The 24078-nt window shown below is 55.8% G+C and carries 20 protein-coding genes; 11 read left to right on the top strand and 9 right to left on the bottom strand.

Annotated features, from left to right (window positions below; translation table 11 throughout):
- The 4 genes from B2T33_RS09440 to B2T33_RS09425 all read right to left on the bottom strand — a co-directional run.
- Nucleotides 1-443 (bottom strand): ATP-binding cassette domain-containing protein (locus tag B2T33_RS09440; protein WP_286791786.1); only part of this gene is annotated, 443 nt, incomplete at its 3' end.
- Nucleotides 436-2373 (bottom strand): dipeptide/oligopeptide/nickel ABC transporter permease/ATP-binding protein, encoded by a 1938-nt coding sequence (locus tag B2T33_RS09435; RefSeq protein WP_197147078.1) that lies wholly within the window; start codon nucleotides 2371-2373, stop codon nucleotides 436-438. The genes B2T33_RS09435 and B2T33_RS09440, both read right to left, overlap by 8 nt.
- Nucleotides 2370-3317, bottom strand: a complete 948-nt coding sequence (locus tag B2T33_RS09430; RefSeq protein ID WP_062955687.1) for an ABC transporter permease — start codon at nucleotides 3315-3317, stop codon at nucleotides 2370-2372. Before B2T33_RS09430 ends, B2T33_RS09435 begins: the two co-directional genes overlap by 4 nt.
- A gap of 90 nt (nucleotides 3318-3407) precedes the next feature.
- Nucleotides 3408-4976, bottom strand: a complete 1569-nt coding sequence (locus B2T33_RS09425; RefSeq protein ID WP_286791782.1) for an ABC transporter substrate-binding protein — start codon at nucleotides 4974-4976, stop codon at nucleotides 3408-3410.
- A gap of 240 nt (nucleotides 4977-5216) precedes the next feature.
- Here B2T33_RS09425 and B2T33_RS09420 point away from each other — a divergent pair, with 240 nt between their 5' ends.
- From B2T33_RS09420 to B2T33_RS09400, 5 genes are all read left to right on the top strand, one after another.
- Nucleotides 5217-5882 (top strand): DUF1028 domain-containing protein, encoded by a 666-nt coding sequence (locus B2T33_RS09420; RefSeq protein WP_197147076.1) that lies wholly within the window; start codon nucleotides 5217-5219, stop codon nucleotides 5880-5882.
- A gap of 19 nt (nucleotides 5883-5901) precedes the next feature.
- Nucleotides 5902-7149, top strand: coding sequence for an allantoate amidohydrolase (locus tag B2T33_RS09415; RefSeq protein ID WP_286791779.1), 1248 nt, complete (start codon nucleotides 5902-5904; stop codon nucleotides 7147-7149).
- 594 nt (nucleotides 7150-7743) lie between these two features.
- Nucleotides 7744-8178: a universal stress protein gene (locus tag B2T33_RS09410; protein WP_064781861.1), complete on the top strand. Its 435-nt coding sequence runs from the start codon at nucleotides 7744-7746 to the stop codon at nucleotides 8176-8178.
- Between the two features lie 31 nt (nucleotides 8179-8209).
- Nucleotides 8210-9730: an alanine/glycine:cation symporter family protein gene (locus B2T33_RS09405; RefSeq protein ID WP_197147074.1), complete on the top strand. Its 1521-nt coding sequence runs from the start codon at nucleotides 8210-8212 to the stop codon at nucleotides 9728-9730.
- 210 nt (nucleotides 9731-9940) lie between these two features.
- Nucleotides 9941-11587, top strand: a complete 1647-nt coding sequence (locus B2T33_RS09400; RefSeq protein ID WP_008890140.1) for a U32 family peptidase C-terminal domain-containing protein — start codon at nucleotides 9941-9943, stop codon at nucleotides 11585-11587.
- Between the two features lie 66 nt (nucleotides 11588-11653).
- Here the strand turns inward: B2T33_RS09400 and B2T33_RS09395 are convergent, their stop codons facing one another.
- The 3 genes from B2T33_RS09395 to B2T33_RS09385 all read right to left on the bottom strand — a co-directional run bounded on the left by B2T33_RS09395 (nucleotide 11654) and on the right by B2T33_RS09385 (nucleotide 13998).
- The gene (locus tag B2T33_RS09395) at nucleotides 11654-12247 is read right to left on the bottom strand and encodes a DedA family protein (protein WP_064781859.1); all 594 of its coding nucleotides are present in this window, start codon (nucleotides 12245-12247) and stop codon (nucleotides 11654-11656) included.
- 90 nt (nucleotides 12248-12337) lie between these two features.
- Complete coding sequence (locus tag B2T33_RS09390; RefSeq protein WP_008890142.1) at nucleotides 12338-12751, bottom strand: DUF3830 family protein; 414 nt, start codon at nucleotides 12749-12751, stop codon at nucleotides 12338-12340.
- 8 nt (nucleotides 12752-12759) lie between these two features.
- Nucleotides 12760-13998: an SLC13 family permease gene (locus B2T33_RS09385; RefSeq protein WP_286791773.1), complete on the bottom strand. Its 1239-nt coding sequence runs from the start codon at nucleotides 13996-13998 to the stop codon at nucleotides 12760-12762.
- Nucleotides 13999-14601: 603 nt separating this feature from the next.
- Here B2T33_RS09385 and B2T33_RS09380 point away from each other — a divergent pair.
- Nucleotides 14602-15735, top strand: coding sequence for a type III PLP-dependent enzyme (locus B2T33_RS09380; RefSeq protein ID WP_008890144.1), 1134 nt, complete (start codon nucleotides 14602-14604; stop codon nucleotides 15733-15735).
- Between the two features lie 23 nt (nucleotides 15736-15758).
- Entirely contained in the window at nucleotides 15759-16265 is a 507-nt protein-coding gene (locus B2T33_RS09375) for a GNAT family N-acetyltransferase (protein WP_286791770.1), read from the top strand.
- An 82-nt stretch (nucleotides 16266-16347) separates the two neighbouring features.
- Here B2T33_RS09375 and B2T33_RS09370 read toward each other — a convergent pair whose 3' ends face one another.
- Both B2T33_RS09370 and B2T33_RS09365 read right to left on the bottom strand, forming a co-directional pair.
- The gene (locus B2T33_RS09370) at nucleotides 16348-17922 is read right to left on the bottom strand and encodes a YbaY family lipoprotein (protein ID WP_063087934.1); all 1575 of its coding nucleotides are present in this window, start codon (nucleotides 17920-17922) and stop codon (nucleotides 16348-16350) included.
- Between the two features lie 181 nt (nucleotides 17923-18103).
- Nucleotides 18104-18994, bottom strand: a complete 891-nt coding sequence (locus tag B2T33_RS09365; RefSeq protein WP_286791767.1) for an SMP-30/gluconolactonase/LRE family protein — start codon at nucleotides 18992-18994, stop codon at nucleotides 18104-18106.
- 303 nt (nucleotides 18995-19297) lie between these two features.
- On the opposite strand from B2T33_RS09365, the gene B2T33_RS09360 reads away from it, so the two are divergent.
- The 4 genes from B2T33_RS09360 to fhuB all read left to right on the top strand — a co-directional run bounded on the left by B2T33_RS09360 (nucleotide 19298) and on the right by fhuB (nucleotide 24048).
- Complete coding sequence (locus B2T33_RS09360) at nucleotides 19298-20074, top strand: ABC transporter ATP-binding protein (protein WP_286791765.1); 777 nt, start codon at nucleotides 19298-19300, stop codon at nucleotides 20072-20074.
- Nucleotides 20075-20206: 132 nt separating this feature from the next.
- Nucleotides 20207-21082 (top strand): iron-siderophore ABC transporter substrate-binding protein, encoded by an 876-nt coding sequence (locus B2T33_RS09355; RefSeq protein WP_286791763.1) that lies wholly within the window; start codon nucleotides 20207-20209, stop codon nucleotides 21080-21082.
- A gap of 12 nt (nucleotides 21083-21094) precedes the next feature.
- Entirely contained in the window at nucleotides 21095-22030 is a 936-nt protein-coding gene (locus B2T33_RS09350; RefSeq protein ID WP_286791761.1) for an iron-siderophore ABC transporter substrate-binding protein, read from the top strand.
- Nucleotides 22027-24048, top strand: a complete 2022-nt coding sequence (gene fhuB / locus B2T33_RS09345) for a Fe(3+)-hydroxamate ABC transporter permease FhuB (protein WP_286791760.1) — start codon at nucleotides 22027-22029, stop codon at nucleotides 24046-24048. Before B2T33_RS09350 ends, fhuB begins: the two co-directional genes overlap by 4 nt.
- Nucleotides 24049-24078: the final 30 nt, after the last annotated feature.

Raw genomic sequence — 24078 nt, 5'->3', positions numbered from 1 at the left:
CGCAGATTGACCGCATCCATCAATTCCTTCATCCGCTTATCGAGCGCATCGCCCGAAAGACCACGCAAATGACGCAAGGGGGCCGCCAGCGTTTCACGGACCAGCCTGCGCGGATTAAGCGAGCTGATCGGATCCTGAAAGACATACTGGATGCGCTTGGACAAGGCGTGGCGATCCTGGGCGATCAGATCATTCATATCCGATCCGGTCAGGGTAATATTGCCCTCTGTCGGGCGATCCAGCCCGACCAGCATGCGGGCCAGTGTTGACTTGCCACAACCTGATTCCCCGACAATGCCCAATGTTTCACCCTTGCGCACCGCCACATCAATGCCGCGCACGGCATAGACCATGGGTTTCGGCCCGCCCAAAATCGTGCGGCCGCCGCCAAAGGTGCGCACAAGGTCGCTGGTTTGCAAAACGACGTCAGACGTCTCAGACATTTGCCGCCTCCATCGGTTTGATACAGCGCACACCATGGCCGTCGCCCAAATCATCAAAGCTGATCTCACCAACCCGGCATTTATCCTCTGCCCGTTCGCAGCGATCAGCAAAGGCACACCCGGCTGGCAGGTTGTTAACGGCCGGTGGCAATCCCGGAATAGCCGCAGTGCGACGGTCCGGCTCACCCAGACGCGGCACGCAGTCAATCAGACGCTTGGTATAGGGATGCGCCGGATGGCCAAGAACCTGTTCGGTCGTGCCCATTTCAACAATGCGTCCGGCATACATCACCGCCACCCGGTCACAAATTTCCGACACCACACCAAAATCATGGGTGATGAACAGGACCGAAGTCCCGTGATCGGTGCGCAAATTGTTCATCAATTTCAAAATCTGCGCCTGCACGGTGACATCAAGGGCCGTCGTCGGTTCATCGGCGATGATAAGTTGCGGCTCATTGGCAAGGGCCATGGCAATGCCGACACGCTGGCGCATACCGCCCGAAAGTTGATGGGGATAGTTTTCCGCCCGGCGTTCCGGGTTGGGAATACGCACCATGCCCAAAAGCTTAACCGCCTTGGCCCAGGCATCCTTGTAGCTCATGGCGTTATGGGCGCGGATCGCCTCGACCAGCTGATCGCCAATGGAAAACAGCGGATGCAGCGTTGAAAGCGGATCCTGGAATACATAGGCCGCCTTGCCACCGCGAATGTCGCGGACCTCGCGTTCGGACATGTCAAACACGTCCTTGCCATCAAACATCACCCGGCCCCCGGCAATCGTGCCGGGTGGCGATGCCACAAGCCCCAAAAGCGAAAGTGCGGTTACCGATTTGCCGGACCCGGACTCGCCCACCAGACCAACGCATTCATTCTTGCCGACCGAGAAACTGACACCACCCACGGCCTTGTAGGTGTCATCTCCCAGAACGAATTCGGTGCGAAGTTCGTCAACGGCCAGAACGGTGTCATCGTCAACCGGATGACCTGTGCCCTCGTCGCTGCGATCAATCTTGGTCATGGGCGCCGGACGTGCGAGCGCGCCCGATTTCAAACGCGGATCAAGCACATCACGGATGCCATCACCCAGCAAGTTGATGCTCATCACCAGAATAAAGATCATCGCACCGGGAATGGCCGAAAGGTGCTGGGCGGTCGTGATCAGTTTGCGCCCCTCGCCCAGCATGGAGCCAAGGTCGGCCTGTGGCGGCTGCGCACCAAGCCCCAAAAAGCTCAAACCTGCCGTCTCAAGGATCATCCAGCCGACCGTGGTCGAAATCGTAATCACGATCACCGGCATGACATTTGGCAGGATTTCCGTCACCAAGATACGGATATGCCCCTTGCCAGACAGCTTGGCGGCATCAACGAATTCACGATGCGCAATACCCACCGTCACACCGCGAATGTTCCGCGCAAAGAACGGAATATTGACGACCGCAATCGCATAAAGCGCATTCATCAGACCCGGTCCAAGGGCTGCGACAATCGCCAGTGCCAGAAGGATATAGGGAAAGGCCATCAACATATCGATGCCGCGCATCATGATGTTGTCTGTCCGCCCGCCGAAATAGCCCGACACTATCCCGATGGTCGATCCGAACAGGGCCGCCACCAGGGATGCCGAGATCCCGACCGCAAGACTGACCCGTGTGCCCCAAAGCAAACGCGACAAGAGATCACGTCCCAAATGATCCGTGCCCAGAAAATGCCCCTCCGAGAAAGGCGGCAACAAACGTTGCGCCGGGTCGGTCACATCCGGATCGGGCAGCGGAAGGATCGGCGTGATCAAGACAAGCGCGATGACAAGGGCAAGGATCGCAGCCCCCATCAGGGCCAGCTGATTACGCGCCAAAAGCTTAAACGCCGAGGGCCGCGCAGAACGCTTTTTGGCTTTGATATCCGGTGCTGTTGCTGTGTTGCTGGTCATGCCTTCACCCTCGGATCAAGCAGATGCTGCAACACATCGGCAAACAGATTGAAAAGAACATAGCTGCCCGCGACCAGAACCACGCCTCCCTGTACAAGCAGGATATCACGGGTCGAAATCGCATTGACCAGCATGCGACCAATTCCGGGCCACTGGAACACGGTTTCAATATAAACCGCCCCGCCCAGAACAAAGCCCGCCTGCACCCCGATCACCGGAATGACATTCACCAGTGCTGCCTTGAAGGCATGGCGATAAATCACACGGTTTTCATCAAGCCCCTTGGCGCGCGCGGTGCGAATGAAATCCTGACGCAGGACTTCAAGCATGTTCGATCGGGTCAACCGGGCAATAATCCCGGTTGCCACCACGGCAAGCGTGACCGACGGTAAAATCAAATGGCGGATCAGATCGGGCAAATCCCCACCACCATAAATCGCATACATGCCGCTGACCGGAAGCCACCGCAATTCAACGGCAAAGAACATCATCAATAAAAGACCCAGCCAGAAACTGGGCACGGAAATGCCAATCAGGACCGCAAAGGTCAGCGCCTTGTCCGCCCAGCCATATTGACGCACGGCGGAAATTACCCCGGTCAAAAGGCCAAAAATGGTACAGAGAACAAGCGACGTACCCGCAAGGATCAGGGTCGCGCCAAACCGTTCAAGGATTTCATCCAGAACTGGTCGGTTCAGGCTATAGGATCGCCCGAAATCGCCCTGAAGCATATTTGTCAGCCAGATCCAGTATTGTTCGACCATGGTTTTGTCCAAACCAAGATCGGCACGCAACTTCTCGACATTATCCGGCGTGGCATAGGATCCAAGGATCGCCAATGCCGGATCGCCGGGGATCATCGACATAATCAAAAATACGATCACGGTCAGGCCCAGTAAAACCGGCACCATCAGGATCAATCGACGTAAAATATAGACGTGCATGGCAAGGCTCGTCTGGCTATGTGCGGGAAATGGGATTTAAAGCAAAAATGCCGGGGCTGGCAGGCCATGCCCCGGCATTGATGTATCAGATCAGTTCTTTACGACATCATCAAGCAGCAGGAAGAAGGACGGCTGCAATTTGAAACCATCCACCATCGTGCTTGAAACCGCATTCTGTTTCCAGTTTGCGATAAAGGCCCAAGGTGCATCGTCATAGACGATTTCCTGCATCTCGCGATACAGCTTGGCACGTTCGGCCTGATCGGTCGAAGAGCGGGCTGCTTCAAGAAGCTTGTCCACTTCCGGGTTGGAATAGTACCCCGAATTGAAGCCACCCTTGTCCGGCCATGCATCGGTGCGCAGTGCCAGATATGGCAGGGTGTCGGGATCGTTGGTCATCCATGCCATTTCTGCCATGTCCGCCTTGCCTTCAAGACCCGGGTTCACCTTGCCAAGGAAGGTGTTCCATTCGTAGGTCTCGATTGCAACCGTCAAGCCAACCTGTGCCAGATCCGCCTGAATAGCTGCCCCCATCGGAACCGGATCAAGCATGCCCGAGCCGCCTTCGGTGACATAGAAGGTAACTTCTGCCCCTTCGGCACCGGCTTCCTTGATCAGCTGTTTGGCCTTTTCAACGTCATGCGGATAAGGCTGGAGCTGCTCGTTATAGGCCCATGCAAAGGCAGGCGGGGTGGGACCCGATGCGATTTCAGCCGTCCCCTGCAGGACGTTTTCCACCAATGCCTTTTTATCAATGGCATAGTTGATCGCCTGACGGACTTTCTTGTCCTGGAACGGGCCTTCTTTCAGATTGAGGATCAGGAACCACAAGTGCGGGCCTGCCTGTTCATAGACGCTGAAGTTATTGTCGCCCGCAAGCTGGGTCAGGCTGTCTGGCGGGACTTCGACCATCAGGTCAATACCGCCAGCCATCAATTCAGCCACACGGGTGTTAGCATCCGTAATCGGACGGAACACAACTGCTTCAAGCTTGGCAGGATCTTCCCAGTAATCGTCGTTGCGTACGACAACCACCTTGGCGTTGCTTTCCCATTCGGCAAATTTGAACGGACCGGTGCCCACCGGGCTGCGGCCAAAGTCTGCCCCGTTTTCCGCAACAGCCGTCGGCGAAACAATCAGGCCGGTCGGATAGGCAAGGTTGGACAGGAACGGCGCATAAGGTGCGTTCAGCTGGAACTTGACGGTCAGGTCATCGACGACTTCGACCTCTTCCACCGCGCTAAAGAAGAAGGCAAGCGGGAAAGGACCGGTGTCATGTTCAGGATGATTTTCATCAAGCATGCGGTCAAAATTGTATTTGACCGCCTCGGCATTGAATGGTGTGCCGTCATGGAAGGTCACATCATCCCGCAGATTGAAAGTGTAAACCGTGCCGTCATCTGAGATCGTCCAGCTTTCTGCAAGGGCGGGCTCGGCTTCGAGCGTGCCGTCCTTGTAGCGGACCAGACCATCATAAACATTCATCAGAATGCGGAAATCATTCACGGCGGTCACTGCCGCCGGATCAAGTGATTTGGGCTCTGCAATCTGACCGACCACCAGGACACCCGGTGGCGTCTGGGCTTCGGCCGGGCCGAAACCGATTGCGGAAACCGCAAGGGTTGCTGCTGCAAGCACCCCTTTAAACAGGCTTTTCATTCAAGCCTCCCATGTTGAAACCTTCCTGTTACCCCCGGCTCATACCGAACCGACCGACAACGCACCGTATGTGAGGTGTTCTTTTTGATTGGACGTTTCCTGAATTCCGAACCCGTTGTCGATGCTTTCGGATGTCACGGTTGCAAAACCTATTTATAATGATAAATTCGAATTCGGCAATTATTTATCATGATAAATTTAGGACAGCACATTCAACAAGCTGTCTGACAGGCGGGAAACATGACCTTCACAATCGTCGCCAGAGACCCGAAAACCAATGCACTTGGCATCGCCAGCGCAACGGGAAATCTGGCCGTTGGCGGGTTTGTCCCGCATATTGCGCCGGGTATTGGTGCCATCGCCACACAGGGTTTCTCGACCAATTTTTGGTACGGCATCAATGGTCTGGCACTGCTTGAACAAGGAAAATCTGCGGAGTCGGTCCGAGAAAAACTGACCGGCGATGACGATGGTCGCAATTGGCGACAATTGATCGTCCTTGACCAGACTGGTGAAACGGCTGTCTGGACGGGGGATAAAAACCGATCAGAAACCGCCGATATCACCGAGCGTGATTTGGCGATTGCCGGAAATATGCTGGCCCACAGCAATGTACCCGATGCCATGCGTGAAAAGTTCACCATGATGCGCAAGGCACAAGAGCCATTTGAAAAATGCATTCTCGAAGCGCTCGTCGCAGGTTTCAAGGCCGGGGGTGATGTGCGTGGCACAACATCGGCAGTGATCAAGGTCATGACGCCAAACCGCCTGCCCCTTGATCTGCGTGTTGATGATCATTCTGATCCCGTGCACGAACTGATGCGCCTGTATGGCAAAACACAGGACCCGGAATACCGTTACTTCTTTGATCGTCTGCCGACGCCTGACAAACCTCACCAATACTAGAACCAGGGCAAAAATCGCCATGCTTGGCCAACTGATCTTTGACCGCCTTGAAGAGGCCGCCATCCACAGCCAACCCGGTCCGGGTGTTACCCGTCTGTTCTTGAGTGACGAACACCGCGCCGTCACGCCGCTGATCCGCGATTGGATGACCAGGGCGGGCCTTGTCAGTGAAATTGACGCCGCAGGCAATATTGTCGGGCGTGATCAAAAGGCGCTGGATGGCGCGCCTACCCTGATTATGGGATCCCATCAGGACACTGTTGTTTCAGGCGGAAAATATGACGGAATGCTGGGCGTTGCCCTGCCAATTGCGGTGATCGAACAACTCAATAAATCAGGGATCGACTTGCCCTTCGGCATCGAAATTGTCGCCTTTGGCGATGAAGAAGGTACGCGCTTTCAATCAACACTCGTCGGTTCTCGGGCGCTGGCGGGCAAACATGACCCGAAATCGCTGGAGGCCACCGATGATAAAGGCATCTCTGTTGCCGATGCCTTGCGCGCATTTGGCTGTAGGCCCGAAGATATCGCAGGCCTCAAACGTGACAAGGCCAATGTACTGGGCTTTATCGAAACCCATATCGAACAGGGCCCGGTTCTTGAAAAACGTGATCTGCCCGTTGGCGTTGTTACCGCACTGACCGGCATTGAACGCCACCGCATCCGTATTCAGGGCAAGGCCAGCCATGCGGGAACAACCCCGATGAATGACCGACACGATGCCTTGGTGGCAGCCGCCGATGTCATCCATCAGGTAGAAGGCATCTGTTCGATGACCGATGGCATGGTCGGTGTCGTCGGCAAGATCGAAGTCAGCCCGAATGCCGTCAATGTCATTCCCGATCATGTCGATCTGACCATCGAACTGCGCGCACCTGAACGGATCGTTCGGGTCAATGGTCGCGGACAAATCCTGTCGGCACTGCCCAATATCGCGACCAATCGCCGTGTGGAAATATCGGCCGACCTGACCTATGAGGCCGAAGGCGTGCCGTGCGCCAACTGGATCATGGATGGGCTGGGTCAGGCAATTGGTGAACAGGGCATAAAACCCTTTCGGCTGTTTAGCGGGGCTGGCCATGACGGACTTGCCATGCATGACCTGTGCGACATTGGCATGTTGTTTGTGCGGTGTCGCGACGGGCTAAGCCACCATCCCGACGAAGCCGTCACGCCCGAGGATATCAATGTTGCCGCCCGCGTTTTGATCGACTTCCTGCAAATGGTCGGCCCTATCAAAGGAATTTCTGGCACAGAAACGGCCTGATCAATCCGGTCGACCCACTTTTTTTAAGCGTTCATACAAAACATTCCCGCGCGCGCCGAAAAATTCGGCGCGTTTTATTTTGTTTGGGCGGCAAATAACACGCCAAAACAGAACATCTTATTTTTATATATCAACTTTTTGGCGAATTCGTTTCAGTTTTATGTATCATTCCCCGATGTCGTTTCACTTGGCGCTGGAAATGAAATTCGGGGGAACCGTCGTGTGCTGGTGTCAGGGATTAGGGGCAGGATCTATTAATTTGGTTTGAATGGCAGTGCTTATATTTGTGAAATCCAAGGAAAAGCCCGCTGGGCGGGTTGGTATCCCGCTCAAGGGATTTGACGCGGGAGTTCGCAAATATAAGCACTGTCCTTCGGATCGACCGAATTTGCACGGGCTACTTTGTCGCAAAAACTTGAAAGATATATATCTTCCTGCGTTTTCGCTTCGCGTATCCGCTCAAATTTGGTCGACCATTCGAAACAAATTAATAGGTCCTGCCCCTAAAGCGACATGGTACAGGCCGACACCTGTATTGCGAGAGGAAGTGGGAGAGTCTTATCCGACATTTCAGTCTCTGATCAGGAGAAGCACATGACCGATCAGCCAATTCTTGTGGGCTATGACGGAACAGATGCAGCACAGCGTGCCGTGGAATTCGCGGGCAAACGCGCAACAGCCGAAGGCTGCGCCATTCATCTGGTTTACGTTCTTGAATGGTCCCCCTACAGCTTCCTGTCGACACAGGAACTTGAAGAACGCCATCAAAGGCGAACAGAAGAACTGTCGCGGGCGGAGGAAACCCTCAAGCCCGCGTTGGACGCGCTTAACAAACTTAAAATACCGGTAACTTCGGAAGTCCGCTACGGCCATTCCGGCGAATTGATCTGCAAGATCGCCGAAGACAAAGGCGCCTGTCAGATCATCGTCGGCAGGAAGGGTGGATCGACATTGAGCGCGCGGCTGCTGGGCAGTTTGCCGCTTACCCTGGTTCAGGCATCGCCTGTTCCGGTCACTGTCGTTCCGTAAGGCAATCACGAAGTTAAACCGGAGAACCATCATGTTCTGGAAAAAGACAGCAGCGGCCAGCGCCGTTGCAATGATATCGGCCACCCTGCCGCAAATCGCACTTGCGCAGGAAGTCGGCCTTGATGAAAGAATCAATCAGGCGATCGCACCGATTTCTAACGTGATTGCCGGCACCATGTTCTATTCCGTGCCGATTGCCGGCACAGAATTTCCCCTTATTGTCGGCTGGCTTGTTGTTGCCGCCACCATTTTCACGCTTTATTTCGGCTTTGTTCAGTTCCGTCGATTTGGCCATGCCATTGCGCTGGTCAAGGGCGACTATTCCCACCCCGAAGATGCCGGTGAAGTTTCGCACTTTCAGGCCCTTGCCACCGCCCTTTCGGGCACGGTCGGGCTTGGCAATATTGCCGGTGTCGCAGTCGCCGTTTCCATTGGCGGACCGGGGGCAACATTCTGGATGATCCTGGCCGGACTTTTGGGCATGGCATCGAAATTCACAGAATGTACGCTGGGCGTTAAATACCGTAACGAATATGACGACGGGCGCGTTTCGGGGGGCCCGATGTATTACCTGTCCAAGGGCATGGCTGAAAAAGGCAAACCGGGATTGGGCAAGGTCTTGGCCGTGGTTTTTTCGATCTGTTGTATTGGTGGCGCTGTTGGCGGCGGCAATATGTTTCAGGCCAATCAGGCCTTCCAGCAGGTAGTCAATGTCACAGGCGGGGAAAACAGCTTTTTGGCCGGATCGGGCTGGCTCTTTGGCCTAGTCATGGCAATCATTGTTGGCGTCGTGATCATTGGCGGCATCAAATCCATCGCCAAGGTGACCGAAAAGATCGTGCCACTTATGGCCGTGATTTACGTCACCGCCGGCATGATCATTATCCTGTCGAACATCACCATGGTCGGTGATGCCTTTGCCCAGATTTTTGTCGGTGCCTTTACCGGTGCCGGTGTTGCCGGCGGTGTGATCGGTGCATTGATCCAGGGCTTCAAACGTGCAGCCTTCTCGAACGAGGCCGGCATTGGCTCAGCCGCCATCGCCCACGCAGCCGTTCGCACCAAGGAACCGGTGACAGAGGGTTATGTCGCCCTTCTTGAACCGTTCATTGATACGGTGGTGATCTGCACCATGACCGCCCTTGTGATCACCATCAGTGGCGAGTTGAATTCTGGTCTGACCGGGGTTGAGCTGACCTCGGCCGCGTTTGCATCGGCCTTTACATGGTTCCCGCTGATCCTTGCACTGGCGGTTGTGCTGTTTGCCTTTTCGACCATGCTGTCTTGGTCCTATTACGGGCTTAAAAGCTGGACCTATCTGGTCGGTGAAGGCAAGGGCAAGGAGATCATTTTCAAACTGTTCTTCTGCCTGTGCGTGATCGTCGGTGCGTCCATGAGCCTCGGTCCCGTGATTGATTTCTCGGATTCCATGATCTTTGCCATGGCGATCCCCAATATCATCGGCCTTTATTTCCTGATGCCGGTGGTGCGCGGGGAGGTCAAACAATACTGGGCCAAGATCGAAAGCGGCGAGATCAAGAAGGTCAAGTAAGCCAAACTTTGAAACGATTCCAAACACCCCTGCCCCTTGGCGGGGGTGTTTTGCTTGGCGCCCTGCAAGTCCGGCATGGCAGATCATCACGGCCATAGCTATGCAAGGCTTGTGAAATATGCGATTTTAATCGGCACAGGCAGCAGGCTGTGATAGAAGCCGCGCCAGAGAGATTTCCCGCAGACGACCAAAAGAAAAGACCCGCAAGTGATGAGTAATCAATCGCGCCGTTCCGAATTGCTGATGCCCGCAGGCTCGCTCGAAAAGCTGAAAGTTGCTGTGCTCTATGGAGCAGACGCCGTTTACATGGGCACGCCGGACCTGTCGCTGCGCGTTAAAAGCCAGATGTCACTCGATGACGTGGTCGAGGGCATCGACTTTGCCCACAGCCATGGTGTGCGCGTTTACCTCACACTGAACCTGTTTTCGCATAATAAGGACATCGACAAGCTTCCGGAATATGTCGATACCGTGCGCAAGGTCCGCCCGGATGGCCTGATCGTTGCCGATCCGGGTGTGTTCATGTTTGTCCGCGAACATGCGCCAGAACTTGATTTGCATGTCTCGACACAGGCAAACGTATGTTCCTGGCAGAGTGTCAAATTCTGGCAGAGCATCGGAGCCAAGCTGGTCGTTCTCGGGCGTGAAGTTTCCTATGAGGAACTGACCGAAATCCGCGAAAAATGCCAGGACATCAAGATCGAGGCATTCGTGCATGGCTCGATGTGCATGACCTATTCCGGTCGCTGCCTGCTGTCGAACTTCATGGCCGAACGTGGGGCGAACCAGGGGGCATGTGCCAACAGCTGCCGCTGGAAATACAAAGTCCACATGAAGCTTAAGGACGGCACGGTCAAGGAACTCAAACTGACCGAGGAAAACTTGGAAATGTTTGACTTCTTCCTCGAAGAAGACATGCGTCCGGGCGAGCTGATGGAAATTCAGGAAGACGAGCGCGGATCGTACATCCTGAACTCGCGCGATCTGTGCATCATGCCGAAGCTTGAGGATTACCTGAAAATCGGTGTCGACAGCCTCAAGGTCGAAGGCCGCGGCAAAAGCCCGTATTACGCCGGTCTCGTTGCCCGTGCATACCGCATGGCGATTGATGACTGGTACAAGGATCCGGAAAACTGGTCGGCCGAAGAATACATGAAGGAACTGGCGACCATCCCGAACCGCGGTTACACGCTGGCCTTCCATGACGGGCGCCTGACCAACTACGCACATGGCTATGACAGCAACACCAATGTGTCGGATTGGGAATTTGCCGGAATGATCGAGGAAGTCGAAGACGACGCCTTTATCATGTCGGTCAAAAACCGCATGTTGCCCGGCGATGTGATCGAAATCGTGCCGCCGCGTACGCGCCAGACGATCTTCATCCGCATGTATGAATTCATCGATGCCAAAACCGGCAAGGTCGGCGAAGCGGTGCATGCCAATACCCATCCGCGCATCCGCCTTCCGTTCAGCCTGTTTGAACAGGAAGACCCGGAATTCCTGAAACGCGAAATCCTGCCGATGACCATCGTGCGCAAGGAAAAGGCGCTTTCGGAAGACGAGTGGCAACGCCTGAAACTTGATCAGGAAGGCCACAAGATCGAGATGGGCAAAGGCAACGAAGAACGCTATGACGCGAAACGCGAAGCGCTTCAGACCGCCCTTGATGATCGTCAGAAGGAACGCTCCTTCCGCACCCCGCGTGTTGGCACCAAGGGCTGCTGTGGCCGGGGTTGCAATGGCTGCCTGATCTTCTGGCACGATGAGAGCTACGCCAAGGCGCGCGAAATTCTTGCCAAGCGCAAACAGGGCGAGATGCTTGAAAAAGACGGCAAGACGATTGCTGCTGAATAAGCAGCCCACCTATCGCAAAGACAAAAACGGCAGCATTCGATTTCGATGCTGCCGTTTTTCGTTGGATTACTTAATAGCGCGTTCGGCCTGTTGCTCCAGCCGATCAATCCGGCGGAGCGCAAACCAGCCCAGCACAAGAAACACGATCAGCAAGATCGGGCTGAGCATCGCAAGGTTTTGTTCAACCAGTTCGGACATCCCCGCCCCCAGGCTATGGCCAAGCCCGTAATAAAGCCCGACCCAAAGCAGGACTGAGGCGATGCTGAGCGGCAGGAAACGGATAAACGACATCGAACTCATGCCGACCGGGAACACCCCAAACGATCGCACCCCATGCGGATAGCGACACAGCAGGATATAGGCGACACCATAATGCTCAAACAATCGCAGGGTTTTGCCCATCCAGTCGGACAGGGATTTGGGCAGCTTGCGGACAATCGCATCGCCGTATTTGCGAGCTAACCCAAAGCGCAACACATCGCCAACAAGCCCACCCGCGATCATTGATGTGACAGCTGGCACAATCATCAGGCTTTCGGCCGCTACCAGCATCCCGGCAAATACCGGCAGGATGCTGGATTTGCTGACGCAATAGGTGAAGATCAGGATATAGACCAGATCCTGATGATCCTGAATCCACAGATTAATCGTCTCAAACACGGCACGCCCGCCTGCACTTATTGGATGGTGGTTCGCCTTCTAGGCCAATCCGGACACACTTGAAAGTGTGCCCGATCACAGTTGCGGTGATTACGCCAGTTCAAACCGGATTGACTGCGCGCCTTCCCACAGCGTCATCTTGCCAAGCTTTTCAAGGTCTTCGAGATTGCTGGTCACCGTGATGAAATGGTTGCCGGCAAGCTGGCCGACCTTGGATGCGAAATGCACCCCGCCATAGGCCAGCAGGATTTCGGTTTCACTGATGCCGCCGGGATAGAGGATGATCTGGCCGGGTGCCGGGAAGCTGGTGTGGTTTTCATAATCAACACCGAACTGATAATCGCCGAGCGGCATCCACACCCCCTCACCGCTCCAGCGGACATGGACCGCCTTGCTTTCAAACGGCATGCGATCGAGGAACGCCTTGCAGGTATGCGGTGCCTTTTCGATTTCGAGCACCGCATCAAAGGTGAAGGGACCGGCGGTAATTTTGATATTGGACATGATGTTTCCTATGAAATCAGGATGACCCAACCCAGCGACAGCGCCAGACTGATCAATGTAACGGGCACGCCAAGGCGCGCATAATCGATAAACGAAATCACCGTTCCGGCCTTTGCGGCCTGTTCAACGGCAATAATATTGGCAACCGAGCCAACAATCAGGAAGTTGCCGGACAATGTCGAAAAAATCGCCAGCGCATGCAACATTTCCGTGCGCCATTCCGGGCCGAGTGAGAGCAACATCATCACCAGCGGCACATTGCCAATCGTATTTGACCCGGCCAGCGACACCCCGGCCAGAACACCCGGATGATGGATTTGCAACGTGATCAGAACATCGCGAAACAGGCTGGCAATCACGTCATTCTGCGCCATCGCGCCGGTGACGATAAACAACCCGCAAAACAGGGCCAGCAAATGCCAGTCGACCCGCCCCAGAACCTGATCGGTCGACAGGCGACGACTGAGCAGCAAGGCCCCCACCACCAGAAGCGACCAAAGCGCACGGTCTTCAACAAAGACAAAAATCGTGATCACGGCGATGGTCGCCAAAACCGCCTTGGTCAGGATTGTTTTATCAAGCGGGTGAACCGGTTGATCAACTGATCGCGCATTTGCAATTTCCCCTACCCCGGCAGCACCTGTTTGCCCGCGCATCAAGGGGCTTCGCAAAATCACGACATAGACCACGCCAAGTGCAAGAAGTGCGGGCACAGCACAGGCCAGAACAAAGCCGATAAAATCAAGATTGCCAAACTCGGCAATCATCAGGTTCTGCGGATTACCGATCAGGGTGGCTGCCGATCCGGCATTGGCCGCACACGCCACCGCAATCACATATGGTTTGGGATCAAGTCCGCGGGCCATCACCCCGGTGATCAAAACCGGCGTCACCGCCCAAACCACAACATCATTGGTCAGAAAGGCCGATAACAGCCCGCACATGACAATCACCCCGGCCAGCAACCCGCCCGGCCCGCATTTGAGCGCGGTGATCCGATGCCCGATCCAGTCAAAAAAGCCACTTGCCGCATATTGTGACGACAGCACCATCAATGTCAGCAACACAGCAAGGGTGGCAAAATCAATCGACGCCAGCGCGCCATCGCGGTCAACCGCCCCACTGATCAGCAAGATCACCGCGCCGAACACGGCAATGCCGGTGCGGTTGATCGCAAGCCAAGGCCACCGCCCCAGCGCCATGCCGATATAGACCAGAACAAAAACAACGGCGATCAGCCAATTCATAAAATGCCCCCATGACCACGGCGACTGCCGGGTTTCGAATAATGGCTACAGCGCCGCCGGGAAACGGTCAATCGGCTTGATATTCACGTTCCGGTTATGCGCAAATTGCAATGCCCCATACCGAAATGCGCCAACTGAATTTCTTGCAAACCCCTAACGCGGCCATTTGAGCCATTTTGTGCGTTGCGTCATCAGTTCTTCGACGATCCTGCGATTGTTTCATGACAAAACGGGTGAAAATTTCACTTGCGCCGAAAAAGCAACGGGCGTAAACGCGGACTTGCCCAAAGTCGCACGTGCCTGTGGTGGTCCTGCTTACTGGAACCCTCCTGTATCAATGGCGGACTTACTTAAAGCAACGACGGTGTAGGGCTTTTTTGGTCTCAGGTGGCGTCCAAATCCACCGACACTAAAGAGGCACACCATCATTGCCCACGTGCGGAACGGGAACTCCCCATTCCATAGCGAGGCAGACTTAACTTCGCAGTTCCGGTTGGCCCCGGGGCTAAACAGCACGCAAGTAGTCCGCGTCATTGCGCCTCCACCGCGCACACGCATCAGGTACATGCACGCTGCCATATCGTGGAATGGGAGAACGCCCCAATGGCAACTCAGCGTATTATTGATTTTCTCGCACAGAACCGCCCGGAAGGCCCTTGCCTTGTTGTTGACCTCGACGTTGTTCAGCGCAACTACGAGACCTTTACCCGTGCCCTGCCGAGCTCGCGCATTTTCTATGCGGTCAAAGCAAACCCGGCACCGGAAGTTCTGAGCCTGCTTGCCGATCTTGGCAGCAACTTTGACACTGCATCCGTCCCGGAAATCGAAATGGCGATGGCCGCTGGTGCAAGCCCCGACCGCATTTCGTTTGGTAACACCATCAAAAAAGAACGCGACATTGCGCGCGCTTTTGAACTCGGTGTGCGCCTTTATGCGGTTGATTGCGTCGAAGAAGTCGAAAAAATTGCCCGTGTCGCACCGGGTGCGCAGGTTTTCTGCCGCATTCTGACCGACGGCGTTGGCGCAGAATGGCCGCTGTCGCGCAAATTCGGTTGCGCGCCTTCCATGGCGCTCGAAGTTCTTCAGCATGCCCATCACATGGGTCTGGATGCCTATGGCGTGTCGTTCCATGTCGGGTCGCAGCAGTGCAACCTTGACGCCTGGGACACTGCCCTTTCCGAAGCATCCTCGATCTTCCGTACCCTGGCGGAAAAAGGCATTCACCTTCGCATGGTCAATATGGGTGGGGGCTTCCCGACCCGTTACCTGCGCGACATTCCGGCAACCGAAGCATACGGTGCGGCGATTGTTGATGCGCTTCACAACCACTTTGGCAATCACATGCCCGAAACCATTATCGAACCGGGCCGTGGCATGGTGGGTGATGCCGGCGTGATCAAAGCCGAAGTTGTTCTGATTTCGCGCAAGCATGCCGACGATCCGGTGCGCTGGGTTTACCTTGATATCGGTAAATTCGGTGGCCTTGCCGAAACCATGGACGAAGCCATCCGCTATCCGATCACCACGATCCACGATGGCGGCGAAGTTGCCCCGTGCGTTCTGGCTGGTCCGACCTGTGATTCGGCTGACGTGCTGTATGAAAAGACCCCGTATGACCTGCCGGTCTCTTTGACCATCGGTGACGAGGTTCTGATCGAGGCAACCGGTGCCTATACCACCACTTATGCATCTGTGGCGTTCAACGGCTTCTCGCCGCTTGCCGCCTACATCATCTGACCCCATTCGGGAAAGATAGGCCAATGATCACAATTGATCGCGAAGGCGCATATTCGCACATTGAACGCGAAAAGCTGCTTGATCGCGTAATGGGTCAGGCGCGGTTTCAGAAATCGTCTGAAATCCTGCGCCGTAATCGGCTTCCGGCGGACGGTCTTGCGTTTGTCGCCCACGACGGCAAACAAATGATCGGCACTGTCCGGTTGTGGAATGTCAATGCTGGCGATGCAGGGGATGCATTGCTGCTCGGCCCGCTTGCCGTCGACAAGATCTATAGCGGGTCCGGCGTGGGTGCCGGTCTGGTTTATGCCGCCCTTAATGCGGCACAGGCAGCCGGTCATCGTTCGGTTCTTCTGGTGGGGGATCCGGACTACTACGCGCGCTTTGGCTTCCATGCGGCCCCCGCAAGCGGGCTTTTGATGCCCGGCCATTTTGACCGTCACCGGTTCCAGGCGGTCCATCTTGGCAACGGCGATAGCTTGAGTGGTTCAACCGGCATGCTGAGCGCAACCGGGGCCATGATCCACTAAGACATCAAAGCGATACGACAAAAAAATCCCGGCCCGGGTTTCCCCGGCCGGGATTTTTGCTATCCGGTCTTTACCGATCAGATCAGCAAGTCTTTTCCGACAACCAGCCGATAAACACGCCGTTCTGTTCAAGGCGTTCATGAGCAAAGCATTCGCCGCCGGGATAGGCGCTATTGGCCGGGGTGTAGCGCACAATATCTTCGCCGGGCAAAATGTTGGTCGTGGTTTCGACCTGTTCGGTATGGGCGGTGCCCATGCCGTCAGAAGTGACAAGACAATCATAACGCCCGCCATTGCCATTGATGGTTCGGACACCAACCATGCCATGATCCATCGGCCAGGCTTTCAGCACCGACACCAGATCACCGGGGTTTTTGGCAAGGCAGGCGGTGATGGCAGGCATCATGTCATCGAAATAGCGCGTCCAGATACCATCGCCCTGTCTTTTAAGCTCGGCAACCGAGACCACCGGGAAATCACCCGGTGCAAGGGCAAGGCTTGCGGCCTCGACCGGCATGGATGAAACCGCACAATGGAAATCGCCCGACGGCGTTGTCCAGATTGCATCAGCCCCCTTGCCCCGCAATTCGTACATGTCATTGCCATAACCATATCCCGAACCGGTCGGCATCTGTGCCAGACTGATCGGTTCGCGTCCGCGCATTTCGACAATGGCGCGCTCCGCGTCATGATCGAATGTCACGGCAAAGCGGCTTTGATCATCGCAGATAAACAATTCCGGGCCGGTCATCGGATCCGGGGTGCTGTTAAGCTGGCTTAACATCGCCTCGATCCGGCTGAGCGCCACCTTGCTTTGGGATAATGCTCCGCTGATTTCATGTTCATCGGGCTGGCTGGATGTGCCGTTGACGGTTTTGGTACCACTTGAAAAGCGCCCCTGGGCGAAATCCAGTGTCAGGGTGTAATGCAGCGGTGCGTCGCTTTGCTCCCCGCCGTAATTGACCCGTTTGGCGTCCTCGGCAAAGCGCAGCAATTGACCATTGCGGTAATAGAGTTTGACGTCACTTGATCCGTAATCACCAAGATCGCGATGCTCATCAACCAGAAGCGGTTCACCATCCGTCGTGACATAGGCCTTGTAGGTCACGGTGTGGTCCGATGCGGAATACTGGCCGGGAATGACGCGCATGTCGGCCAGTTTGGCCTCGATCGCTGCGATGTCGTCAGGCACATCCGATCCATCGCCGTTACGCGCACCGTCACCCTGAACGCGCGGCACCTGGCGAACGACGATATCAACGTCGCTTGGCGCACCACGGGTCAGGACCGGGTAGCTTTGATCATTGCGAAACAGAAGATCGCCATTGGCATTGACGATTTTGGCTTCGACCGCATAGCTGTGACGCGGCTCGATATCATCAAGATCATAGGGCAGGATGAAAACCATCGGCGGGTTTGCCACCGGCTGGCGCAGCGATGCGATTTCCACCGATGGCGCGTCAGCGCGCGAGACATCAAGCAACCGCACGACAAGGAAGGTATTATCCGGCGAAAGTGCGATCCGTTCACGGTAACTGACCGATCCGGTGACGCTGTTGCTTGGTGATTGCAGGGCGGCACAGCCCGACAATATTGCGACCACGCCAAAGGCAATAAGCGCCCTTGCCCACATGGTTGCGGCGGTAACAGGTTTCATTTTAACCCCGGCTTGCTCGTATTTTTGGTGATGTATTCTGCCACCACATAATGGTGACGCCAAACATACTGAAAACCAAGGCCAAAAATGGGCAAATTGCGCCAATTACCCGATTTAGGGCACCCAAGGGGCTGTTTGGCGCGATTTGCCCGTAAGGCGATGCAATCGTGACGAAAAAAGCCTAGCCGGCAAACGGATGGCACAATTGGCCGGCAACCTCGGTTCGGATCGACAGCAGCGCACCTTCAAGCGGATTGCCATTGCCTTCCAACCCGACCGCGGCCGAAGTGATATAAAGCGTCTTGAGATCCGGGCCACCAAACACGCAACTGGTCGGCTGGGTCACCGGCAGTTCGATGATACGATCAACACTGCCATCCGGCGCAAAGCGGATCAGACATCCCCCGCCCCACCGCGCATTCCAGATATAGCCATCGGCATCCATCGCCGAGCCATCCATATTGCCGCGATCCTGCGGCCCAAAGAACACCTTGGGATTGGATGGCACGCCGGTTTTCATATCAAAGTCATAAACCTTGAGCGTATTGGTGATGGTATCGCCAAAGAACATCTTTGTGCCATCGGCCGACCACAACAGCGTATTGGAAATGCCGATATTCTCGCCAAAACGCGATGTCTCGCCATCGGCCGTGACACAGTTCAGCGTCCCGGTGGAAATGGTGACCGGCAGGTCTTCGCCATTCGGCCCGATATTGTTTTGCATGGTGCCGATCCAGAAACGGCCCATCGGATCGACCCGGCTTTCATTTGATCGGTTACCCGGATGATCGCCATCGGGGGCGACAAACGGGGTGGTTTTGCCACTGTCGGGATCGAGAAAGGCCAACCCGTCGGCAAGGGCTACCACAAGCCCGCCCTTTTGCCGTGGCACGATGGCAGCAACCGGCTGATCAAATACCCAGCTGCGCGATCCGCCGTCATCCGGGCGGAGCGCATAGGCGGTCTTGCCGACAATATCGACCCAGTACAGAACGCCATCTTCGGCGTCCCAATGCGGGCCTTCCCCCAGTGTGCATCGCAGATTTGGCAAAACGGTTTTTACGTTAGACATGGGTTCTCCCTGATCGCGGCGCGTCTGTTTGGCGCCTTGTAATTGTATGACCATTCTTATCGCGGCAAACCGCCCGATGCGATCAAAATTATAAGCTTTCATTGCTAACCGGAATGATGCCCGCTGAAAAGTAATTTTATATGATGATTAGATGGGTCGCTTTAATTTTCCGCAGGCTGCAATCGCAACTCGGTTGCATTTAGAGAAAGTAATTGATAAGCATTCTCAGACTTTATAGCGCGCCGGCTTGCCGCGATCCGGCGATGGCGCAGTTTCCATTTCCCGGCGCATGAGTTTCCGTCCATGTTCGACCTGAAAGACGTCGCTTTCAAAAGTGATGGCAAAAAGCCAAAGACGCTGCTTGAGAATATCACGGTCGGTTTTCCGACCGGGGCGTTCAGCGCGATTGTCGGCCATAACGGATCGGGCAAAAGCACGCTGATCAAGCTTTTGGCACGCAAAAACAAACCGGCATCCGGGGCCATTGCACTCGACGGACAGGACCTTGCCGATCATGGCACCCGCGATTTCGCCCGCAAGGTGGCTTACCTTCCGCAAAACCCGGTTGTGCCACCGCATTTGAGTGTGCGCGAACTGGTGGCCTTTGGCCGCTATCCATGGCGCGGCGCGTTTGGCCGTTATCGTGACGAAGACCACGCCAAGATCGATCGGGCAATGGATCTAACCCACGTGACGGAGTTTTCCGACCGCCTGGTCGCAAGCCTTTCGGGTGGGGAACGCCAGCGGGTCTGGCTTGCCATGTTACTGGCACAGGATGCGCCGGTGCTATTGCTTGATGAGCCGACCTCGGCGCTTGATGTCGGTCATCAGCGCGACATTTTGCAACTGGTCGCCAACCTTAAGGATCAGAACAATCTGACCGTGATTGCCGTCTTGCATGACATCGACATGGTCGGGCGTTTTGCCGATCACATTCTGGCACTGCGCGGCGGGCGCACCTGCTGGCAGGGCACGCCGCACGATTTCATGAATGGCGATACGCTGCGCGATATTTTCCAGACCGACATCGACGTCATCAAACTCAGCAACCCGGACCGCTTCATAAGCTATGTCGCCTAGCTGCTTGCGCACGTCTCCACATCAACAGGGATCAGGGAAATCATGATATCAAAACCTTGGATTGGTCGCACAATTGCGTGCCTTTCAGTCGTCGTCGGAACTGCAGCTCTGTCCGTTGGCGCCCTGCCCGCGATGGCTGAGGAAACCTTTATCCACGAGTTGGGCGAAGTCACTCTTGAAACCCATCCGACCCGATTTGCCGCCTCAAACTGGTCTCTGACCGAAAGCCTTCTGGCACTTGGCATTGATCCGGTCGCCATTCCCGAGGCCGATGGATATCGCCTGTGGGTGGCGGAACCCAAATTGCCTGAGAGCTTCAAAGATCTCGGCAACCGGCGCGAACCGAATTTCGAGGCACTTCGCGAAGCCAAACCGGATGCCATCCTGATCGGCGGCGAAATCTCGATGGCCTATGACAAACTATCAGACTACGCGCCGACATTTGTCTATTCCATCTACAATACCGGCAGCACTGAACCCGCCATTGACCGGGCCGAGACCCTGTTGCGCAATGTCGCCAAACTGGCCGGTAAACCGGCCGCCGCCGAGGATGTCATTTCATCGGTCAATGCCCGGATCGAAGCCGCCGCCGCGCGCATCCGTGATCACGTCGGCGATGATGCGAAATTCGCTGTTGTCCGTATTCTTGATGAGTCGCATTTCCGCATTCATGGCAAGACATCGCTGTTTGGCTCTGTGCTTGGGCGCATGGGTTTTGCCAACGCATGGGACGGGGATGTGAACGGCTGGGCATTTCATAATGGCGATGTGTCGGATCTGGCCAAGATGGGCGATGTGCAGTTCGCCTATGTCGAGCCGATCGCACCGACCACACGCGAAACCCTGTTTAACTCTGCGATCTGGAAGGCCATGCCGTTTGCGCGCAACGACCATGTCCATGCCATCCCGGCAAGCTGGACCTTTGGCGGGGTATTGTCCGCGGCACGCTTTGCCGAATTGCTGGCCGATGCGGTTACGGGCACTGACACCGCCGCAAGCGGTTCGTAAGGGACATCTGGCATGAACATCCTTCGCGCGCTTGTTTGTCCGGTTTTGCTGTGTGTTGCCCTGATCGGTGCAAATGCGTCAACCGCCATCGCCGACCCGATCGAGATCGAACATGAACGTGGCACTTTGCGCCTTGATACCCCGGCCACGCGGGTGGCGACCATCAACTGGGCCTTTACCGAAAGCGTCATTGCCCTTGGCCTTGATCCGGTCGCCATTGCCGACCCGCAAGATTACCTCGACTGGGTTGCCAAGCCGGATCTTCCAGACAGCTTCGTTGACCTTGGCCAGCGTTCATCGCCCAATCTGGAAGCCCTTCGTGCGTCAAATCCGGATCTGATCATTTCCGTGCCCGATCTCGGAATGTCTTATGAAAAACTGGCCGAAATTGCGCCGGTTCTGGAACTGCAGTTGTTTGATGGCAAGCGCCCTGCGTTTGAAACCGCGCGCGAGGTGTTTGGCAAAATCGCCAAGGCCACCGGGCGCGAGGAAGAGGCCAAAGCATATCTCGCCGATATTGATCAGGAACTGATCAAGTATGGCGACCGCATCAAAACCGCCATCGGGCCCGATCAGACAATCAACGTTGTGTTCTTCTTTGATGAAAGCAATGTCGGGATCTTTGCCGATATCTCGCTGCCCGGTTCGGTGATGACGGCAATGGGCGTGCCGGTCGCCTATGACGGGGAGGTCAACAAGTGGGGCTTTGGCCGCGGCGGGTTGGAGGTCCTCGCCCCCTATGCCAGGGAAACGCTGGTCTATACCAATCCGGTGCCCGACATTGTGCTTGATAAACTTCTGAATTCCCCGATCTGGAAGGTGATGGACTTCACCCGCAACAACCGGGTTTATGAATTACCGGTGGTCTGGGCCTATGGCGGGGTGCCCTCCGGGCTTCGTTTTGCCAAACTCCTGACCGAGACCATTGAAAACGGCCCGCAACAATGAGCAATGAGGCACTTCACGGTTCACGCAGGTCCGGCTTTCCCGGGACGCTGTCCATTCCGGCAATCCTGACAGGCATTCTGGGGCTGTTGCCCCTTGCCGTGCTGGTAATTGATTTCTGGCCGTATCTTGCCGGTGGACAGGCAACACAGGCCCTGTTCAGCCCGGATGAAACCGATTTTGACCAGATCCTTTTTCATTACAGCATCCTGCCCCGCCTTGCGATGGCGTTTCTGTGTGGTGCGGGTCTGGCCTTGGCCGGGGCTGCAATCCAGACGGTTTTGCGCAATCCGTTGGCATCACCCACGACCCTTGGCGTCGGGGCGGGCGTTGAATTTGCCCTGACCCTGTTTGTCCTGCTGGCCCCGGCATCGCTTGCCATGTTTCAGGAGGCCTTTGCCCTTGCCGGGGGTCTGATTGCGCTCGGTGCGGTCTATCTGATTGCCGCCAATCGCGGTAACGCAACACTTTGGCTCATTCTCGCCGGGATGATCGTCAATCTGCTGTTGCAGTCGGGATCGCAAATTATCCTGCTGTTTAACGAGCAATATCTGCAATCGATCTTCATGTGGGGGGCCGGTGATCTGGCCCAGAACGGCTGGGAGGATACGCAGTTTGTCTGGCCGCGTGTGCTGATTGGCATGATTGCCATTCTGGTCCTGTCGCGCCCGCTTGATCTTCTGGCCCTTGGCGATGACACGGCGAGTTCTCTGGGCGCGAAGGTAACGGTTCTTAGACTGCTGATCCTTGGTCTTGCCGTTTTCATCACGGCATCGGTGATTTCGGCAGCCGGCATGATCGGCTTTGTCGGGCTTGCCATCCCGGCGGCCCTGCGGATTGCCGGTTTGTCACGGTCGCGCGACTTGATGATCTATTCGGTTTTCACCGGCGGCTTTGCCCTTGTCTTGATTGATTTTCTGGTGCGCCAGTTTAACGAATTTGGCGGCGATCCCTTGCCGACCGGGGCTGCCACCGCGCTCTTTGGTGCACCGTTCATCATTTTCATGTTGCGCAAGGCGCGCATCATGCCCGGCAGTCAAAGCGACGATCAGCACAGCGATCAACAGATCGTCTCCAAAACCGCCCTTTCGATTGCGCTTTCTCTCAGCCTTGTCATCGGTGTGGTGTTTTCATTGTTCGTCTCGCTGGATGGCAATGGTTTTGTTGTTCTGGGCTGGCAGGATATCAGTCTTGATATCCTGATCGGGCGTGCAGAGCGCACCTTTGCCGCGATGATTTGCGGCGCCGCCCTTGCGGTTTCGGGCACGCTTATTCAGCGTGTCGGGCGTAACCCGCTGGCAAGCCCGGAAATCACCGGGGTCAGTTCGGCCACTGCCCTTGCCATGATCATGGCACTGGCGATTTTCGGTTTCGGACAACGTGCGGAATTGATGGTGATAGGGGCCGCGGGCGGGATTGCATCGCTTTTCGTCTTGCTTGCCCTTTGTCGCAAATTCACCCACGCGCCGCATTACATGTTACTCAACGGTCTTGCGATGACGGCCATTCTCGGCGCGATTGTCCGCATTGTTCTGACCCGCGGCGGCACGCAGACATCAATGCTGATGTCCTGGCTGGCAGGCACCACCTATTTCACCAATATGGACGAGGTAATGATTGTCGCCGCCGTCACCGGTGTGCTTCTGGTGGTGGCGATTGCACTTCGCCGTCCGCTGGAACTGGCATCGCTTGGCACGGATCAATCCGTATCGTTGGGTCTTGGGATTTCCGGCTTTCAGTTTGCCATGATGCTGCTTGCTGCCATTCTGGCGGCAAGCGCGACGCTTCTGGTCGGGCCGCTCAGCTTCGTTGGGTTGATGGCACCGCATCTGGCACGTGTTGCGGGATACCGCCTTTCGGGTGGTCATTTGCTGGGCGCTGTTCTGATCGGGGTTAATGTCATGATGGTGGCCGAATGGCTGGCGCGTAACATGATTTATCCGGCACAACTGCCGACCGGCCTGATCGCCGCCCTGATCGGGACGAGCTATTTCCTGATCCTTGCGGTTCGCAAACGGTGATCACAGGCGTCATGGCATTTCATGACTCCT

Origin of the sequence: Thalassospira sp. UBA4513 (assembly GCF_002388495.1) — a bacterium.
Taxonomy (GTDB): domain Bacteria; phylum Pseudomonadota; class Alphaproteobacteria; order Rhodospirillales; family Thalassospiraceae; genus Thalassospira; species Thalassospira tepidiphila.
This window is presented reverse-complemented; position numbering and strand designations above follow the sequence as displayed.

Excerpts from the sequence above, each read along its gene's own strand:
- B2T33_RS09375 (WP_286791770.1), top strand. The coding sequence starts at position 15,759 with ATGATCACAATTGATCGCGAAGGCGCATATTCGCACATTGAACGCGAA.
- B2T33_RS09410 (WP_064781861.1), top strand. The coding sequence starts at position 7,744 with ATGACCGATCAGCCAATTCTTGTGGGCTATGACGGAACAGATGCAGCA.
- B2T33_RS09365 (WP_286791767.1), bottom strand. The coding sequence starts at position 18,994 with ATGTCTAACGTAAAAACCGTTTTGCCAAATCTGCGATGCACACTGGGG.
- B2T33_RS09425 (WP_286791782.1), bottom strand. The coding sequence starts at position 4,976 with ATGAAAAGCCTGTTTAAAGGGGTGCTTGCAGCAGCAACCCTTGCGGTT.
- B2T33_RS09360 (WP_286791765.1), top strand. The coding sequence starts at position 19,298 with ATGTTCGACCTGAAAGACGTCGCTTTCAAAAGTGATGGCAAAAAGCCA.
- B2T33_RS09385 (WP_286791773.1), bottom strand. The coding sequence starts at position 13,998 with ATGAATTGGCTGATCGCCGTTGTTTTTGTTCTGGTCTATATCGGCATG.
- B2T33_RS09435 (WP_197147078.1), bottom strand. The coding sequence starts at position 2,373 with ATGACCAGCAACACAGCAACAGCACCGGATATCAAAGCCAAAAAGCGT.
- B2T33_RS09380 (WP_008890144.1), top strand. The coding sequence starts at position 14,602 with ATGGCAACTCAGCGTATTATTGATTTTCTCGCACAGAACCGCCCGGAA.
- B2T33_RS09400 (WP_008890140.1), top strand. The coding sequence starts at position 9,941 with ATGAGTAATCAATCGCGCCGTTCCGAATTGCTGATGCCCGCAGGCTCG.
- fhuB (WP_286791760.1), top strand. The coding sequence starts at position 22,027 with ATGAGCAATGAGGCACTTCACGGTTCACGCAGGTCCGGCTTTCCCGGG.
- B2T33_RS09405 (WP_197147074.1), top strand. The coding sequence starts at position 8,210 with ATGTTCTGGAAAAAGACAGCAGCGGCCAGCGCCGTTGCAATGATATCG.
- B2T33_RS09355 (WP_286791763.1), top strand. The coding sequence starts at position 20,207 with ATGGCTGAGGAAACCTTTATCCACGAGTTGGGCGAAGTCACTCTTGAA.
- B2T33_RS09390 (WP_008890142.1), bottom strand. The coding sequence starts at position 12,751 with ATGTCCAATATCAAAATTACCGCCGGTCCCTTCACCTTTGATGCGGTG.
- B2T33_RS09370 (WP_063087934.1), bottom strand. The coding sequence starts at position 17,922 with ATGAAACCTGTTACCGCCGCAACCATGTGGGCAAGGGCGCTTATTGCC.
- B2T33_RS09420 (WP_197147076.1), top strand. The coding sequence starts at position 5,217 with ATGACCTTCACAATCGTCGCCAGAGACCCGAAAACCAATGCACTTGGC.
- B2T33_RS09415 (WP_286791779.1), top strand. The coding sequence starts at position 5,902 with ATGCTTGGCCAACTGATCTTTGACCGCCTTGAAGAGGCCGCCATCCAC.
- B2T33_RS09350 (WP_286791761.1), top strand. The coding sequence starts at position 21,095 with ATGAACATCCTTCGCGCGCTTGTTTGTCCGGTTTTGCTGTGTGTTGCC.
- B2T33_RS09430 (WP_062955687.1), bottom strand. The coding sequence starts at position 3,317 with ATGCACGTCTATATTTTACGTCGATTGATCCTGATGGTGCCGGTTTTA.